This window comes from Thermus sp. KWY1 (genome assembly GCF_057547025.1).
Genome location: NZ_BAAJPG010000002.1, coordinates 60001 through 76187, shown reverse-complemented (window position 1 = coordinate 76187; position 16187 = coordinate 60001). Strand labels below are relative to the sequence as shown.

17 protein-coding genes, 1 tRNA gene, 2 pseudogenes and 1 riboswitch are annotated in these 16187 nt (G+C 63.7%); of the genes and pseudogenes, 15 read left to right on the top strand and 5 right to left on the bottom strand.

Annotated elements, in window-relative coordinates:
* The 15 genes and pseudogenes from AC27GT_RS00995 to AC27GT_RS00925 form a co-directional block, all read left to right on the top strand.
* Positions 1–476, top strand: a pseudogene (locus AC27GT_RS00995) (hypothetical protein); the annotation flags it as partial.
* A gap of 262 nt (positions 477–738) precedes the next feature.
* Positions 739–1359, top strand: a complete 621-nt coding sequence (locus tag AC27GT_RS00990) for a 7-cyano-7-deazaguanine synthase QueC (RefSeq protein WP_015716362.1) — start codon at positions 739–741, stop codon at positions 1357–1359.
* Positions 1356–2285 carry an ABC transporter ATP-binding protein gene (locus AC27GT_RS00985; RefSeq protein WP_015716361.1) on the top strand — a complete coding sequence of 310 codons (930 nt, stop codon included), beginning with the start codon at positions 1356–1358 and terminating at the stop codon, positions 2283–2285. The genes AC27GT_RS00990 and AC27GT_RS00985 overlap by 4 nt, the downstream gene beginning before the upstream one ends.
* Positions 2270–2998, top strand: coding sequence for an ABC transporter permease (locus tag AC27GT_RS00980; RefSeq protein ID WP_015716360.1), 729 nt, complete (start codon positions 2270–2272; stop codon positions 2996–2998). Before AC27GT_RS00985 ends, AC27GT_RS00980 begins: the two co-directional genes overlap by 16 nt.
* Positions 2999–3760 (top strand): ABC-2 family transporter protein, encoded by a 762-nt coding sequence (locus AC27GT_RS00975; RefSeq protein WP_015716359.1) that lies wholly within the window; start codon positions 2999–3001, stop codon positions 3758–3760.
* 2 nt (positions 3761–3762) lie between these two features.
* A complete protein-coding gene (locus AC27GT_RS00970; protein ID WP_038050892.1) occupies positions 3763–4314 on the top strand; it encodes a GNAT family N-acetyltransferase in 552 nt (183 codons plus the stop codon).
* Positions 4227–5303, top strand: a complete 1077-nt coding sequence (locus AC27GT_RS00965) for a hypothetical protein (protein WP_487223389.1) — start codon at positions 4227–4229, stop codon at positions 5301–5303. The genes AC27GT_RS00970 and AC27GT_RS00965 overlap by 88 nt, the downstream gene beginning before the upstream one ends.
* Positions 5304–5309: 6 nt before the next feature.
* Positions 5310–6440 (top strand): MFS transporter, encoded by a 1131-nt coding sequence (locus tag AC27GT_RS00960; protein ID WP_015716356.1) that lies wholly within the window; start codon positions 5310–5312, stop codon positions 6438–6440.
* Positions 6441–6801: 361 nt separating this feature from the next.
* A pseudogene (locus AC27GT_RS00955) lies at positions 6802–6969 on the top strand (IS5/IS1182 family transposase); the annotation flags it as partial.
* Positions 6970–7046: 77 nt separating this feature from the next.
* Positions 7047–8825 (top strand): ABC transporter ATP-binding protein, encoded by a 1779-nt coding sequence (locus tag AC27GT_RS00950; protein WP_038040241.1) that lies wholly within the window; start codon positions 7047–7049, stop codon positions 8823–8825.
* Positions 8826–8903: 78 nt separating this feature from the next.
* Positions 8904–10280: an FAD-binding oxidoreductase gene (locus AC27GT_RS00945; protein WP_487223388.1), complete on the top strand. Its 1377-nt coding sequence runs from the start codon at positions 8904–8906 to the stop codon at positions 10278–10280.
* A gap of 9 nt (positions 10281–10289) precedes the next feature.
* Positions 10290–10366, top strand: a tRNA-Met gene (locus tag AC27GT_RS00940).
* A gap of 51 nt (positions 10367–10417) precedes the next feature.
* The gene (locus tag AC27GT_RS00935; RefSeq protein WP_015716352.1) at positions 10418–10657 is read left to right on the top strand and encodes a 4a-hydroxytetrahydrobiopterin dehydratase; all 240 of its coding nucleotides are present in this window, start codon (positions 10418–10420) and stop codon (positions 10655–10657) included.
* A gap of 12 nt (positions 10658–10669) precedes the next feature.
* Entirely contained in the window at positions 10670–11029 is a 360-nt protein-coding gene (locus AC27GT_RS00930; RefSeq protein WP_028494065.1) for an acyl-CoA thioesterase, read from the top strand.
* Between the two features lie 5 nt (positions 11030–11034).
* Positions 11035–11832, top strand: a complete 798-nt coding sequence (locus AC27GT_RS00925; RefSeq protein WP_279164924.1) for a DNA-formamidopyrimidine glycosylase — start codon at positions 11035–11037, stop codon at positions 11830–11832.
* Here AC27GT_RS00925 and AC27GT_RS00920 read toward each other — a convergent pair.
* From AC27GT_RS00920 to AC27GT_RS00900, 5 genes are all read right to left on the bottom strand, one after another.
* Positions 11829–13310, bottom strand: coding sequence for an ABC transporter permease (locus tag AC27GT_RS00920; protein WP_487223387.1), 1482 nt, complete (start codon positions 13308–13310; stop codon positions 11829–11831). The genes AC27GT_RS00925 and AC27GT_RS00920 overlap by 4 nt on opposite strands.
* A 54-nt stretch (positions 13311–13364) precedes the next feature.
* A complete protein-coding gene (locus AC27GT_RS00915) occupies positions 13365–14399 on the bottom strand; it encodes a thiamine ABC transporter substrate-binding protein (protein ID WP_487223386.1) in 1035 nt (344 codons plus the stop codon).
* Between the two features lie 21 nt (positions 14400–14420).
* A riboswitch (TPP riboswitch) is annotated at positions 14421–14515 on the bottom strand.
* Positions 14516–14553: 38 nt separating this feature from the next.
* A complete protein-coding gene (locus AC27GT_RS00910; protein WP_054391489.1) occupies positions 14554–15402 on the bottom strand; it encodes an alpha/beta fold hydrolase in 849 nt (282 codons plus the stop codon).
* Positions 15372–15611: a hypothetical protein gene (locus AC27GT_RS00905; protein WP_019551511.1), complete on the bottom strand. Its 240-nt coding sequence runs from the start codon at positions 15609–15611 to the stop codon at positions 15372–15374. Before AC27GT_RS00905 ends, AC27GT_RS00910 begins: the two co-directional genes overlap by 31 nt.
* Positions 15608–16186 carry a fuculose-1-phosphate aldolase gene (locus AC27GT_RS00900; protein ID WP_019551510.1) on the bottom strand — a complete coding sequence of 193 codons (579 nt, stop codon included), beginning with the start codon at positions 16184–16186 and terminating at the stop codon, positions 15608–15610. The genes AC27GT_RS00905 and AC27GT_RS00900 overlap by 4 nt, the downstream gene beginning before the upstream one ends.
* Between the last annotated feature and the right edge of the window lies 1 nt (position 16187).

The following is a 16187-nucleotide window of genomic DNA, read 5'->3' as shown; positions in this document are numbered from 1 at the left end:
TGGCCCTCCTCCTCGCCCACAAGGAGGGCCTCTCCGGAGTGGCCCTGGCGGAGGCGCTTTACGGGGAGCCCAACCTGGGGGCTCTGAAGGCCCTCCTCCACCGCCTGCGGGGAAAAGGCCTCCGGGTCTCCTGCGCTCCTTACCGCCTGGAAACCCCTCCCCCCTCGGACCTTTCGGCCTTCCTAAAGGCCCTCTCCCAGGGGGATCTGGAAGGGGCCCTAGCCCTCTACCGGGGCCCCCTCCTCCCCTGGAGCCAGGCCCCAGGGGTGGAGGAACTCCGCCTGGAGCTGGAGGAGGCCCTGAGGCAAGCGGTGCTCGCCAGCGGGAGGCTAGACCTCCTCCTCACCCTGGCGGAGCGCCTGGGGGAGGACCTGGAGCTTTGGGAGGCCCTCCTGGAGAGGCTTCCCCCCGAAGACCCCCGCCTCCCCATCGCCCAGGCCCGGGTGGCGAGGCTCCGCCGGGAGTACGGGGTGTGAGGCCGGGGGAAAGCAGTTGGGGTCCCAGCAGGCCAGATGGGGCTCGGAAGGCCGGAAGAGGAGCCAGGCCAGGAGGAGGAGAAGAACCTTGCCCCTCATGCCCCTAGGGTGCCACGAGGAGGGTTACGCGGGGGGCCAGAGGTTACGCGGGAGGCCAAGCGTGGAACCCCTTCCACGTAACCCTGCGTAACCTTCCCCTTGCTACTTTGGGGGTACCCGGAAGGGGAGCACCCCTTCCCAGGGGTACAAGGAGAGATAGGGCATGAAAAGGTTGGTGATGCTCAGCGGTGGCCTAGACTCCAGCGTTCTCCTGTACAAGCTCAAGAAGCAGGACGGCTTAGAAGGTCTCGCGGCGGTTTACTTGGACCTGGGTACGCCTCCCACCCAAAAGGAGTGGAGGGCAGCGGAAAAGGTGGCTTCGCGCCTTGGCGTTGCCATTTACCGGAACCGCGTGCCTCACTTTGAGCTCGGAGATCGTCTTTTCAGCCCACCGGAGCTGGCTTTCCCTGGAAGGGAATCGATACAGGCTGGCTGGACAGACCCTTGTACGATGACCCCCATCACGGGATCCCTAGCGGCCAAAATGGGCGTGGAGGAAGTCTACCTGGGCGTCATCAAGGACGATTTTGCTTCTCACCCCAGGCTGGAGGCGTACCTTGCCCTCGTGAAGAAATTTTTGGAGTTTAACCAAGTTCGACTCAAGATGCCCCTTTCAGGGCTTACCAAGCAAGAAGTGGTGGCTCTGGGCCACGAGCTCGGAGTGCCGCTTGAAGAAACGTGGAGTTGCGTTGCCTCAGGGGAAGCCCCGTGTGGGGCATGCAACCCTTGCATTGCCCGTGAAGAAGCCTTCGCTCTTGCGGACGCTAAGGCCCTAGCCCGGTGATCCACGACGAGATCAAGCCCACCGTAGAAGCCCGCAGCTTAGGGGTGACCTTCCGGAGGGCTAAGGAGGAAGTGCAGGCCCTCCAGGGGGTCACGTTTCGCCTTGGTCCCGGGGAGGGCCTGGCCCTTCTTGGAGGGAACGGGGCTGGCAAGTCCACCCTGATCCGGGTTCTGGCTGGACTTCTCCTGCCCAAAGAAGGAGAAGCCCGGCTTTGGGGGTTGGATCCCTGGCGCTTCCGCACTCGGCTGGCCCGCCGCTACGGGCTTGTTCTGGGCGGGCGATCCCGCCTTTCGCCCCTGCTTTCCGTGGAGGAAAACCTAAAGCTCTGGGGAGCGCTCTACGGGCTTTCCCGGGCGCACACCAGGCGTAGGATCCAGGAGGTGGCGGAGGCCCTGGGCCTCACCTCCCTCCTCGGGGTTGCCGCCTCCCGCCTTTCCCTGGGACAACGCAACCGGGCGGAACTGGCCTTGGCCCTCCTACCCGAACCGGAGCTCCTCCTTTTGGACGAGCCCTTTATCGGATTAGACGCCTTGGGGCGCAAATCTGTTTTAGGGCTCCTACAAACCCTTAAGGCCAACCGGGGTACTACCCTCATCCTGGCTTCCCACGAGCTCTCGGGAGTGGAAGGGGTCCTGGAGCGAGCCCTGGTGCTGCGGCGCGGGAAGGTGGCCTTTCTAGGGGACCTCGCCACCCTCCGAAGGGGTTTGAACTTCCGCCGCGTCAGGGTGCTCTTCCAGGATCCCTTCCAGGGAAACCCTCCCCCAGGGGCCAACGTTTCCGAGGGGGGGTATGTTCTAGAAGCTAAGGTTGCCCCGGAGGAAATTCCTAGCTTCTTATCGCAGATGCTGGCCCTCGGGAGCATGCGGGAAGTCTCCGTCCAGGAACCCAGCCTGGAGGAGGTGATGGAGGAGTGGCTTCGCACCTAGCCGTCCTGGGATTCCATCTCAAGGAGGCCTGGCGGGGTTGGCCGGGAATGGCACTATACCTCGGCTACACCTTAATCGTCTATGTAGTGCTTTTTTCCCTTTGGGGAAGCCTGGAAGCGCCGCCGTGGGTCCTAGGGTACCTCTGGGCGGCAGAGGCCCTCTACATGGGGGTACCCAGGTTTTGGGGCCAGCTTCACCAGGAGGCCCAGAGGGGAGAGTTAGGCCTACGCCTGGCCCTTCCGTACCCCTTTGTCTTCCTTCGCTTTCAACGCTACTTGGCCACCGCCCTCCTTCAGATCCCTTTGGTGGCCGCCGTGGGGGGCGCGGTCATTGGGGCGCTAGGACTATCTGCCTCCCTAAGCCTTTGGAGCCTTCCGGCCTTGGCTTTGGGCCTCATCCTGAACTTCCTTTTGGAACTCACCTTCGCCTTGCTGACCTTTCGGTCTACCTCACCCATGGCCCTGGGAGTCCTCCTGGAGATGTTGCGGCTCTTGGGGGGAGCCGTGGTGCTGCCCTTGGAGTTTTGGCCCGAAGGTGGAGCCCTCCTCCTCCAACCTCTGGCCGCGACCTTCTACCTGCCGGCCCGTGTGGCCGCTGGGGGTGAACCGGTTTGGCTTCTGGTTAGCCTGTGTTGGATCCTGGTTTTCCTAGGGCTTCTGGCCCGCCTTTTTCCTCGAGCCCTGGCCGCTTTATCGGAAAGAGGGGAGGTGTAGATGGAGGCCTGGTCCCGGTGGTTTAGAGCCTGGCCTTTGCTGCTGAGAGGCCGTTTCCTAGAGGCGTGGCAGGACTCCACGGGCTTCTGGGCAAGCATCCTGGCTAGAGGGATCAACAACAGCCTCTGGCTCTTGGTCTTTTACCTCTTCTTCCTGCGCTTCCCTGAGGTACGGGGCTTCCGCTTTGAGGACCTAGTGCTCACCTGGGCGATGGCCTTTGGCGCCTTGGGGCTTTTGCAGGTGCTCTGGGGCGGGGTGTTGGGCCTAGCCCGTTTGGCGGAAACGGGGGAGCTAGAAGTCCACCTTGCGCTTCCCGTTCCTCCCTTGCCCTACCTCCTTTCCCTTCGCCTCCAGCCCACAGGTCTAGGTGACCTTCTTTGGTCCATGGGGACCCTGGTATTCCTCGGCGTGAACTGGCTCTACGCCCTATGCGCCCTGATAGGCGCTTCCCTAGTGGCCTTGGGCTTCTTCCTCGCCTTGGCCTCCCTATCCCTCTGGGGCCTCAGGGTGCAAAGCCTGCTCCCGGTGGCCTACGCCGGGCTCGTTCAGTTTGCCACCTGGCCTCCCAACGTGTACAAACCCACCATCAAGGCGCTTCTGCTTAGCCTGATCCCAGCCTTTTGGCTGGGGCCGCTACCGGCACGGGCCGTCTTGGAGGGTTCTGGCCTCCTCACGCTTTGGGCCTCTGGCCTCGGATTCCTCGCCTTGGGAAGTGTAGGCTTCTGGGTAGGCCTGCGCCGCTACGTCGCCCCGGGAGGGTAGGAATGTTCGTGGGGGAAAAAGTCCGCTTAGATCCGATACAGCGAGCTCATCTGCCAAAAATCATCGCATGGATGTACAAGGAGGAAGTTATCGCACGCGCCTTCTTCGGCGACCCCTTGCCCAAATCGCTGGAGGAGATGGAGGCCTGGCTTCAGCAGTTGCGAGCCAACCCCAACGCCAGGGTCCTTGCCGTGATCCACCGCGAAACGGAAGAGATCGTGGGCGAGGTTGCCCTTCAGCCGATAGACTGGCGAAACCGCTCCGCATTCTTTGCCATAATCCTGGGCGAAGAGTCTAGGCGGGGTGAAGGCTTAGGAACCGAAGCCAGCCGCTTGGTACTTCGGTATGCCTTTGAGGGGCTCAATTTAAACCGGGTGGAAGCTAACGTGCTGAGTTCCAATGAAGCCTCCACCCGCCTGCTAAAGCGGGTCGGCTTTACGTGGGAAGGAAGGCGGAGGGATGCCGTTTGGAGATTTGGGCGATGGGAAGACATGGAAATCTATGGGATAACGGCGAGAGACTGGCAAGAAGGCAAAGGGATGGGGGAGGCTTAGCTCCAAAGACCTCAGTGAAGGAGGCACTTAAGGAAGTGCAGGAGGTCCAGGTCGGCGGCCGGACGCGGCGGGTTTACGTGAGGCCCTTCGCCTGGGGTTTGAAGAATCCCTCCCACATGGAGTGGACCCCAGACGGCAGGCTTTTGGTTTCCGAACACACTGCGGGCACTGTTCGGGACATTACAAAAGGGGGGGACACTTCGGAGGCTAAACCTTTGGTGTACAATCTACAGGGTCCCGCTGCTATTCGCCCTACTGAGGACGGCAAGGTTCTCGTTGTGGAAACGTGGGGAGGAGCTATTGCGGATATCGCCGGAGGGGGTGATGCAACAAAACTACCTAAATTAGCCGAAAACCTAAAGGGCCCCTACACCCTAGCCGTGCTGAACCTAGGGAAAAAGGGGGAGACCTTTTTTGTAAGCGAAAGTTCCTCTTCCTTCATGACACAAATCACCCGTCTAAGTCTAGGTGACCATGAGCGAGAGCCCAAAGCTTTTATCCTAGACATACCTGCCCGACATGGTGAGCCTGGGCTGACCCCCCCAGAGTCATGGCCCGACAAGTGGGAAAAGTATGCAGCAGCAGGATGTGTCAAAAATTGGATTGACGATGCTGCTGGAAGGGGCTTCTTCTACCTCGCTGTAGGAAGCCTGGGCCAAATCTTCCGCATAAATCCGGATGAATTGCCGGAGAAAATTACCTACTCTGAGTTGGTTGCCCATCCGAATGCGTTGGTAGCCTGGGGGCTTCATCGCCTAGGAGGGATGCGGTTTCATCCCTCATCCGGATTGCTCTTTGCCGTTCAGCCAGAGATGGGAGAAGTCATTGCCGTAGACCCCGCTCAACCTGGCAATTACCACTTCCAGCCTCCCGTTGTGAGAGGGCTAAGGATGCCTACTTGCGTAAGGTTCTCTCAGGACTCGGAGAAAATGTACGTTTGCTCCTCTGCTGACGGGGTGGTCTGGGAAGTAGAGGGTTTCTTGACTTAGCTGAGGATGTTCTTATTAGCCACGATCCTGTTTTTGGCCAGCTGCGCTGGGGGGGCCGTAGGCACCGCGGCCTCCCTCCACCTCGCTCGCTTAGACAACCCCTTCTACCTGGGTCTGCAACACGCCATCGGTTGGGGTGCCTCCGTCTTAGCCCTCTTCACAGGCTACCTTCTAGATCGGACGGACCGCAAAAAAGCCCTCAGCTTCGGGCTTCTCTCTGGCAGTCTCCTGCGCTTTCTTTTAGGAACAAGCCTCGGCCTCATTGGTCCATGGACCTTTCTCGGCCTTTACCTGGTAGACAACATCCTTGAGCTTCTTCTGGAGGTCCGGGTCCTGGTCCCTAGACTCGTGCCGCAGGAACGGGAGAAGGCCCATGGGCGTCTTTACACGGCAAGTCTCCTTGCTGACCTTCTCGGCGCCCCCTTAGGCGCCTTTCTCTTCGTCCAGAATCCCTCCTGGCCCTTTTTCCTCGGGGGCGCGCTAGGCTTTGTGGCCATTCACTTCGCCGCTAGGCTCCCTCCCATACCGCCTCTTGGAAAAGCCCCCCCGGGGGTGCTGGCTGGCCTGAGGTGGCTGTACCAGGAAGCCTTCTTTCGTCGGCTAGCCGGAGCGGTCCTTGGAGCCAGCTTCCTCCGGGTCATGCCCTTCGCCCTTCTTCCCCTCTGGTCCCTCCAAGCCGGGTACGGACCCATAGGGTATGGGCTCCTCAGCACCGCCTTCTCCCTTGGGGGGGCCTTAGGAGGGCTTTTGGCAGGGAAACTTAAAGGCAAAAGGCCGCAAAGGGTGCTTAGCCTCCTTTTCCTCATGGACGCCGGGGCCGTCCTGGGTTTGCTCTTCAAGCCTCCCCTTCCCCTGGGCCTGCTCCTCGTGGCCCTCCTGGGGATAAGCGCCATCCTCCTGGGGGTCCAAGAGGTGGTGCTAAGGCAGGCCCTGGCCCCGGATGCCCTGCTGGGCCGGGTAGGGGGTGGAATGAGGTTCCTTAGCGGCTCGGCCGGGCTTTTGGGGGCACTTTTGGCGGGGGCAGTGGGGGGAAAGGTGGGCTTGGAGGAGGTCTATCTGGGAGCGGGGCTTGGATTTCTCCTCCTGGCCTTGGTCGCCTGGGGCTTCCTCGGCCAAATGGAGAAACGGACCCGGTGATCTCCTGGGAGCGTTTTCTGCCTCGCCTCCTTTCTCCTCCTCGGCCCCACGGCCCGGCTAGCCCGTCAGGAGCCCCGCCGCTGGAGGGGCCGGCCGGATTTGGCAAGGGCTTGGGGCCCTGGTTACGGGGAGCCACGCGGGATGCTGGCCGTGGCACCCTTTCCACGTAACCTCCGCGTAACCTCCCCGCTCCTTGTGGCCCCGGGTAGGCAAGCTCTTTGTGGACTGGGGCTACCGGGGTTTGCGGGAGGTGGCTAGGGGGCTGGGACTGGAGCTGGAGGTGGTGGCCCGTCCTTACGCGGGGGTGCGGGGGGTCTGGGTGCGGGAGGGGGAGGAGGTGCCGGAGATCCCGCGGGAGGGTGGGTTCAAGCCCCTGCCCAAGCGGTGGGTGGTGGAGCGGACCTTTGCCTGGATGGGGCGAAACCGACGGCTGGGGAAAGATTACGAGTACCACCCTGAGGTAACGGAAGCCTGGCTGTATTTAGGCATGATACGCTTGCTGGTGAAGCGGCTGGCCAGGGCCGCATAAGCTGGAGGAGGAGACTTTTACAACGGTTTCTAACTACATCAACCCCACGCGTTGGATTTCTCGTCCGCAGGAGGTGGTTGGGGCTGGGTAAAAGATCCCTTTGGCGCCTGCTGCTCCCTGCGCTGCGGCACATCTTCCGCGCAAGCCCCAGGGAGAGCGCCCTTTTGCTTGGGCTCCTGGTCCTGGGAGGGCTCGTGCCAGTGGCGGTGCTGGGCCTCACCCGTGCCTTGGTGGACCAGCTGGCGACCACACTGGGGGGTAGTCCCTTTACCCCAACCCTGCTTTGGCCGCTGGTGGGGTTAGCGCTGGCTTTTGGCCTGGACTTCCTCCTCACCCCTTGGGTGGTCTACCTGCAAGGTTCGGTGAACGAAAAGCTCACCGCTCGGGTTCACCTGCTCCTCATGGAGAAGGTGGCCGGCACGCCGGACCTGACCCCCTTTGAGGATCCCCGCTTTCACGATGAGCTTCAGGTGCTACGCGACCAGGCCCCTTACCAGCCCCTCAACCTGCTGGTTTTCCTGGGCAACGCTTTCCGGGAGGTCCTCGCCGCTCTCGGGGTTCTTCTCCTGCTATTTGGGCTGGCGCCTTTCTTCCCCTTACTCCTGCTTTTGGCCACCCTGCCCCAAGCCTGGCTCACCTTTCGGCTCCAGAAGGGGGTGTGGGAGGCCCTACTCTTCGGGGCCCCCGAGGCCCGGCGAATGCGCTATTTCGCCGAGGTGCTCTTGAGCCCCGAGACTGCCAAAGAGGTGCGGTTATTCGGTCTTTTGCCCTTCTTCCGCAGACGTTACCTCGAGGTTTTCCATAGCCTTTACCAAAGCCTGCGCCGTGCTCGAGGCCGCCAGGCCCTAGGGACCAGCCTGCTGGTGCTACTGAGCGCCCTTTTCACGGCTCTTGCCCTCTTCTTGGGGCTGCGCCAGACCCTCTTGGGAGGGAGCCTGGGCAGTCTGGTGCTCCTCTTGCAGTCGGTGGGAAGCCTCCAGCAAAACCTCTACGCCCTAGTCCAGGACGGGGGCATGCTGTACGAAAGCCTGTTGTACTTTGAAAAGCTGGAAAGCTTCCTAGCCAGGCCCGCTTCCATGGCGGAGACTGGCCCGGGCAGGAAGGTCCAGGGTTTTGAGGAGATCCGGTTTGAAGGGGTGGGGTTCTGCTACCCCAACGGAAAGCGGGCGCTTGCGGGAGTCTCCTTTGCCCTCCGACGGGGGGAGCGCCTGGCTTTGGTGGGGGAAAACGGGGCGGGCAAGACCACCCTGGTAAAGCTCCTCCTCCGCTTCTACGACCCCACGGAGGGCCGCATCCTGGTGGACGGGATTGACCTCCGGGAAATAGACCTGAAGGCCTGGCGCGCCCTCATCACCGCAGTCTTCCAGGACTTTGGCCGCTACGCCCTAACCCTCGAGGAAAACGTCGCCCTTTCCGACCCGGACGTGAAGCCCGACCCTAACCGTGTCGCAGAGGCCTTACGCTTAGGCGGGGCCTGGGAGCTCCTCCAGCGGCTTGGCCCCCAGGCCCTCCTGTCCAAGGCCTTTGGCGGCACAGAGCTTTCCCTGGGGGAGTGGCAACGAGTCGCCCTCTCGCGGGCCTTCTTCCGCAAGGCCAAGCTTTTGGTCTTGGACGAGCCTACGGCCTCGCTGGATCCCAAAGAGGAGGCCCACCTCTACAGGCGCTTCGCCGAGATGGCCGGGGGTAAGACGGTCATCCTCATCACCCACCGCCTGGGTTCGGTACGCATGGCGGACCGGATCCTCGTCCTCCAGGAAGGCCGGTTGGTGGAGGAAGGGACCCATGAGGAGTTGTTGCGGAGGAAGGGCGCCTACGCCGAGCTTTGGCGGCTCCAGGCCCAACTTTACGAAACCTGAGGGGATCTTGACCGGGGTGAGGCTTCCCCTTCCCCCTGGGCGCGGTCCCCTTCCTGGGCAAGGCGTAAACTCAAAGGCATGGACAAGCTGGAAGCCCTAAAGCGCCTCTTCCCGGGGAAGGTGGACCTCTCGGAAAGCGAGCGCCTGCGCCACGGGAAGGACGAGGGCTACCCCGAGGCGAGGCCCGTTCTGGCCGTGGTCTACCCCGAGGGGGTAGAGGACGTGCAGAAGGCCCTCCAGTGGGCCCGGGCGTGGGGCGTGGCCGTGATCCCCTTCGGGGCGGGGACGAGCCTCGAGGGCCACCTCTACCCGGTGCAGGAGGCCATCAGCCTAGACCTGAGCCGCATGAACCGCATCCTGGAGGTGCGCCCCCAGGACTTCCTCTGCGTGGTGGAACCGGGGGTGACCCGCAAGGCCCTCAACGAGGCCCTGAAGGGCACGGGCCTCTTCTTCCCCGTGGATCCGGGGGCCGACGCCACCTTGGGGGGCATGGCCGCCACCAACGCCAGCGGCACCACCACGGTGCGCTACGGGGGGATGCGGGCCAACATCCTCGCCCTGCAGGTGGTCCTGGCCAACGGGGAGGTGCTGGAGCTGGGGCGCCCGGTGCGCAAGACCAGCGCCGGCTACGACCTGAAGGACCTCTTCATCGGCTCCGAGGGCACCCTGGGGGTCATCACCCGCCTCACCTTGCGCCTCCACCCCCTGCCGGAACACGTGCACACCCTGCGGGTCTTCTTCCCCGGGGTGGAGGAGGCGGCGGAGGCCAGCTACAAGGTAATGGCCAGCGGGCTTCCCGTGGCCCGGCTGGAGCTACTCGACGAACTGGCCCTAAGGGCCCTAAACCGCTACCTTCAGGCGGGCTTCCCGGAGCGCCCGGCCCTCTTTCTGGAGTTCCACTCCTCCACCCGGGAGGCCCTGGAGGCGGAAAGCGCCCTGGCCCTGGAGATCATGCGGGAGGCAGGGGCCTTGAAGGTGGAGGCCGCCAAGACCGAAGAGGAGCGCAGGCGCCAGTGGGAAGCCCGCCACCAGGCCTACTGGGCCCTGGTGCACCTCTTCCCCGGCCATCGCTTCGTGATCACCGACGTGGCCGTCCCCCTTTCCCGTCTACCGGAGATGGTGCGCTACGCCCAAGGGCTTCTTGAGGAAATGGGCCTTACCGGAAACATCCTGGGCCACGTGGGGGATGGGAACTTCCACACCCTGGTCCCCATCCTGCCCCAGGACTACCCCAAGGCGGAGGCCTACGCCGCGGCCCTGGTGCGAAAAGCCTTGGAGTTGGGAGGCACCTGCACCGCTGAGCACGGGGTAGGCCTGAGGAAGAAGAAGTATCTACCCTTAGAACACGGGGCTGCTCTGGAATTGATGCGAAAACTAAAGGACCTCCTTGACCCCGAGGGGTTCCTGAACCCGGGCAAGGTGCTTGACACACCCCCTTCTTCCCGCTATAGTTAAGGATGGCGACGCGGGGTGGAGCAGCCTGGTAGCTCGTCGGGCTCATAACCCGAAGGTCGCGGGTTCAAATCCCGCCCCCGCAACCAAACCAAACCCCGGGCACACGGGTGCCCGGGGTTTTCCCTTACCCTTAAGGCATGGACTGGGAAACCCGGCAAAACCCCGAGCGCCTGGTCAAAACCTTCCGCTTTGCCAACTTCCAGGAGGCGATGGTCTTCGCCAACAGGGTGGCCGAGTTGGCCGAGGCCAAGGGCCACCACCCCCGCCTCACCGTGGAGTGGGGACGGGTCACGGTGGAGTGGTGGACCCATAGCGCCGGTGGCATCACCGAGAAAGACCGGGAGATGGCCCGCCTCACTGACCTTCTCCTGGGGTAGCCTGGGAAAGGTATGGAGGCACGCACCTTAGAGCTCGTCTTCCCCGAGCACACCAATCCCCTGGGGGCTGCCTTTGGCGGCTTCGTGCTGGGCCTTATGGACAAGGTGGGTTCCTACGCCGCCGCCCGCAGGGCAAGAAAGCCCGTGGTAACCGTGGCGGTGAGCAGCGTGGAGTTCAAGGTACCCATCCGTACCGGGGACCTCCTGGAGGTGGTGGCCAAGGTGGTACGGGTGGGGCGCACCTCCTTGACCGTGGAGGTGGAGGTCTATAAGGAGCACTTCGGCCAGGAAGATGGCCGCGTGCTGGCCACCAAGGGGGAACTCACCTACGTGGCGGTGAACGAGAAGGGCCAGCCCGTGCCCGTGGACTAGACCCCATGCCCGAGCTACCGGAGGTGGAAACCACGAGGAGGAAGCTTCTTCCCCTCTTTGTGGGCAAGAGGCTTCTCCAACTGGAACACCGGGATCCCAGGCGCTACCGCCACACGGAACGGGCGGAAGGCCAAAGGGTAGAGGGAATCCGGCGCCGGGGGAAGTTCCTCCTCTTCGCCCTCACGGAAGGGTGGGAGATGGTGGTCCACCTGGGGATGACGGGGGGCTTTCGCCTGGAAAGGAGCCCCCACACCCGGGTGGCCTTCCAGCTGGAGGACCGTGAGATCTTCTTCCACGACCCCCGGCGCTTTGGCCGCATCTGGGTGGTGAGGAAGGGGGATTACCAGAAGATCCCCCTTCTCCTTCAACTGGGCCCGGAGCCTCTTTCGGAAGATTTCCGGTTCCACGAGTTCTGGCTGGGGCTAAAGGGAAGCCAGAAGCCCCTCAAGGCCCTCCTTCTGGAACAGCGTCTGGCCGCCGGGGTGGGGAACATCTACGCCGATGAGGCCCTTTTTAGGGCCCGCCTTTCCCCTTTCCGCCGAGGGCGGGAGCTTACGGAGGCAGAAGCCCAAAGGCTTTTCCTGGCCCTTAAGGAGGTGCTGGCCGAGGCCGTGGCCTTAGGAGGAAGCACCCTTTCCGACCGCACCTACCAGCAGCCCGATGGCCTACCGGGAAGCTTCCAGATGCGCCACGCCGTCTACGGCCGCACAGGGCTTCCCTGCCCGGTTTGCGGCACACCCATCGCCAAAAGAGTGGTGGCGGGAAGAGGCACCCACTTCTGCCCCCGGTGCCAGGGATTCTAGCCCAGCCGCCCTCTTCCCCGGTCCAGGAGATAGAAGGCAAGCCCCGAGAGAAGGGCCAGAAGGGCGGCTATGGCCAAGGCCTCCCGGAAGGGAGCCTCCCCGGGTCGGCCCAGGCGCTCATAGATGGCCAGGGTCAGGGTGGTCCACTCGGGCCGCCAAAGCACCAGGGTGGCTCCAAACTCCCCCAAAATGGCCGCCAAGGCCAGGGCCAGCCCGGATTGCAAGGCGGGAAAGACCAGGGGGATCTCCACCCGCAAAAACGCCCGAAGGGGCGTGGCCCCCAGGACCCGGGCCGCCTCGAGGAGGCTTGGGGAAAGGCTTCTTAAGGCAGGCAGGAGGGCCCGGGCAAGGAGGGGGTAGGCCAGAAGGGCATAGGCGACAAGCAAAAGGACCAAGGAGCCCCGGAGGTTCGGGTAAGCCAAAAGGTAGCCGAGGCCCACGGCCACCGGGCTCAGCATGAGGGGGAAAAGCCCCAAGAGGTCCATGAGGGGGCTCCGGCGGGCTGCTGCGGCATAAGCCACTCCCAAAGGAAGCGCCAGGGCCAGGGCCAAGAGGGTGAAGCGGAGGCTATTCCCCAACGCCACGGAAAGGGGAGTGAAGTCCTCCGAGGCCCAGGCGGCGGCCAAGGCCCCTAGGTCCAGGCGCAGAAAAAGCCCCCACAAGGGGGCAAAAAGGAGGAGAAAAAGGACGCCTAGGCCCAGGGTATAGGCCCAAGGAGGAGGGGGAAGAAGCCCTCCGGGGGACAGGGGGTAAGGCCGGAGGCGCAGGTAGAGGGCCACGGCGAGGCCCAGGGTGAGGATCTCCAAAAGCATGAGGGCGCTGGCCTCGGGGAAGGCCAGGCGGTAGGCCAAAAGGGTGTAGACCTCCACCTCGAGGGTGGCGTACCGGGGCCCCCCCAGGAGGAGAGGAACCCCGAAGGCGGAAAAGGCGTAGATGAACACCAAAAGCCCCGCAGAACCCAAGGCGGGGAGGAGGAGGGGAAGCCCTACCCTTAGAAAAGCCCTGGGGCTCGAGGCCCCCAGGACCCGGGCCGCCTGCAAGGGGCCCTCCAGGTTCAAGGCCACCGGCAGGAGGATCCTGAGGGCAAGGCCCAGGTTGTAAAAAATGGCGGCCAGAAAAAGGATGGCCTTGGTGCCGTAAAGGTCCACCCCCAAAAGTCCCCTGGGGCCCAGGAGGGCTAAAAACCCCAGGGCCACCACCGGGGTGGGGAGGACGAAGGGCAAGGTGGAAAGAGCCAGGAAAACCCCCCTAAGGGGAAAGCGACGGCGGAAGAGGAAGGCCAGGGGCAGGGCCAGGGACAAGGTGAAGAGGGCGGAAAGAAGCCCATACTCCAGGCTCCAGAGGTAGCGCTCCCAGTAGTAGGGGTTCGCCAGGGCCCGGGCAAACCCCTCCCCTACCCCCAGGGCCAGGATGCGGAAAAGGGGGTAAAAGAGGGCTAAGCCCAGGAAGAGGAGGACGAAAAAGCCTCCGTAGGCCATCCTCCTAAGCCTAACCCCCAAGCTGCCCGGCACCTTCCCAGCCTGAGGGAGGCGCTACCGCCTGCCCTGGCGCACCGACTCGGGGCTTTGCCCCTGCAGGACCACCTTGGTCCACTCCTCAATCCAGCGCTCCCGGTTTTGGGCCATGGCCCTGGGGTCCATACGCACGCTCCCAAGGGGCTCAGGCGCGAAGCGGAAGACCTCGGGGAGCCTGGCATCCCGGCGGGCCGGGTACATCCACATCTCCGTGGGAAGGTTCTCCTGGACTGGCTTGGAAAGGAGCCAGTCCACCACCTTCCTGGCCCCCTCCAGGTTCTTGGTCCCCTTCAGGATCCCCACGAACTCCACCTGGAAGAAGGCCAGCTCGGGGAAGAGGTTCCCCGTGGGCGGCTCTTGGTACTTCCCCTCGGAATAGTAGACCTCGGCGGCGGGGCTGGTGGTGTAGGAGACCACCAGGGGCCTATCCCCCTTGTAAAGGGTGAAGTGGGTGTAGTAGGCCTCGCTCCAGCCCTTGGCCACCCGCACCCCTCCATCCCTGAGCTTGGCCCAGAAGTCCAGGTAGCCATCCTCGCCGAAGCGGGCCACCGTGGCCATGAGAAAGGCCAGGCCCGGGGAGCTGGTGGCGGGGTTTTGCACCACCAGAAGCCTGCCATACTCGGGCCGGGCAAGGTCGGCGGGGGACTTGGGCAAGGGACGGTCCTTGAAGTAAGCCCGGTCGTAGTTCAGGCTCACCCAACCGTAGTCCACGGGAAGGGCGCGGAAGGTAGGGTCCAGAAGCAAGGTGGCCTTCAGGTTTTGGATCTCGGGGCTACGGTAGGGCAAGAGGATATCCGCCTCGAGGGCCCGGGAGAGGAAGGTGTTGTCAAAGCCGTAAATCACGTCGGCGATGGGGGCTCCCTTGGTGAGGATGGCCCGGTTTAGGGTCTCCCCGGCATCCCCCCCTTTAAGGAAGCGAAGCTTCAGGCCGGTTTCCCGCTCAAACCGGGCGATGAGCCCCTTATCCAGGGAAAAGCTGCTGTGGGTGAGGACGGTGATCTCCTGGGCGAAGCCGAAGGCCAGAAGGACCAGCAGGGCAAGGATCCTCAACATAAAACCCCTCCTTGTCACCGGGAGGGGCCTTGGTCACCTTCCCTACGCCGGCATTACCCGGATCAGGTTCCAAGGGTATCTCTCAGCCCCATAAGAGGGCACCCCCGGTGACGCCCTGAGTTTACCACCCTTCCTGGCCCTGGAAGGGCATCCCTCACACCCTCCAGGGAGCCAGCAGGCCCTCGAGGACCTCCCGGAAGGTCTCGCCAAAAGCCTCCGGCTGGTCGATCCAGGGGTAGTGCCCGGCCCCGGGTATCACCCGGATGGGGGCTTTGAGGCGTTCCGCCACCTCCTCGGCATAGGGGTAGCTGGTGCCGTCCTTCTCCCCCACCACCAGGGCCACTGGCTTGCGGCTTGGGGAGAGGTAGGGAGTGTAGTCCAGCCGCCAGAGGCCGTTTTTCCAAAAGGCCAAGGCCGGGGTATCCGGCCCCAGGATGCCCGAGCCCTCCGCCACCCACTCGTACTCCAGTCGGCCATGGGGGGTGGGGAACATGAGGCGGTCGAAGAGGAGCTTGGGCTCCGCCTTCTCCAAGGCCGCCCTCAGGTTCGCCTCGGGGTCGGCCAAAGGTTCAAGCCCCGCCGCCTCCACAAGCCTTGCGGAAAGCCAGGGGAAGCTCACCCAGGGGGAAAGGAGCACCGCCCCCAGGACCTCCGGGTAGCGGCGGAGGAGCTCCAGGGCCACCAGGGCTCCGAAGCCGTGGGCCAGAAGATGAAACTGCTCCAGCCCCAGGGCCTCGGCCAGGGCCACGGTATCCTCCACCAGGGCATCTATGGTGAAAAGCCTGGGGTCCTGGGGAAGCTCCAGGCTCCGGCCGGAGCCCCGCTGGTCGAAGTAGATGACCCTGAACCCTTCCAGGTAGTCCTGAAGCCCTTCCCTGAGGGCGTAGGCGTTCCCCCCAGGCCCCCCGTGGAGGACCAGGAGGGCCGGGGCATGCTCGTCCCCCACGTCCTCCACGTAAAGCTCCGCCTCCCCTACGGGGATGTAGCCGATTTCTTCCCGCATCCCCTATAGACTACCCCATCCTCCAGGGCAAAGGCCCAAACCTTAACCCCGGGCAGGGCCCTGGCCTTGGCCATGGCTTCCTCCCCGGCGCCAAACACCTCCAAAAGCCAAATCCCTTCCCCCGCAAGAAGCCAGTAGGGATGGGGAAGCTCCCGGGCCAAGCCCAAAAGGGCCTCCTTTTCCTTGCCCTCCACAAAGAGTACCCTCATCCCTTCCCCCAAAGGCGGTAGTAGAAGAGGATCTCCGCGCTTTCCTCCAAGGCGGTGAGGAGGCTATAGGCCTCCAGAAGGGCTTCCTCCGGCTTCTCCTTAAGCCCTATGGCAAAGGCCCCGTGGCCCCTTAACAGGCAGGCTCGGTGCTCCTTAAGGCCCTCCGCCACGGCCAAAGCGGCCTCCAGGGTGGCGCTTGTGGTCTTGGGGGCAAGCACGGGAACCTCCTTCAGGTAGTACTGGCCCTCGAGGTCCAGGGGAACAATCCGGTCCAGGTGCAAGGAAAGAGCCACCGCCACCCGGGGATGGGCATGGACGATGGCCCGGGCCGGGGTCGCCCGGTACACCTCCCGGTGGATCACGCTCTCCACGCTGGCCCCTTCCGGGAAAGGGCCCTCGAGGGGCACCTCCACCAGGTCCTCGGGGGTCAGGCGGGCCTTCTGCACCCCGCTTTTGGTAATGAGAAAGCCCTCCTTGGTGCGCACGGAAAAGTTGCCCGCGGTGGCGGAGATGAGCCTCTGGTGGAAAAGATCCTCCCCCACCTGGCGAAAGGCCGAATAAAGCTTAGCCAGCATG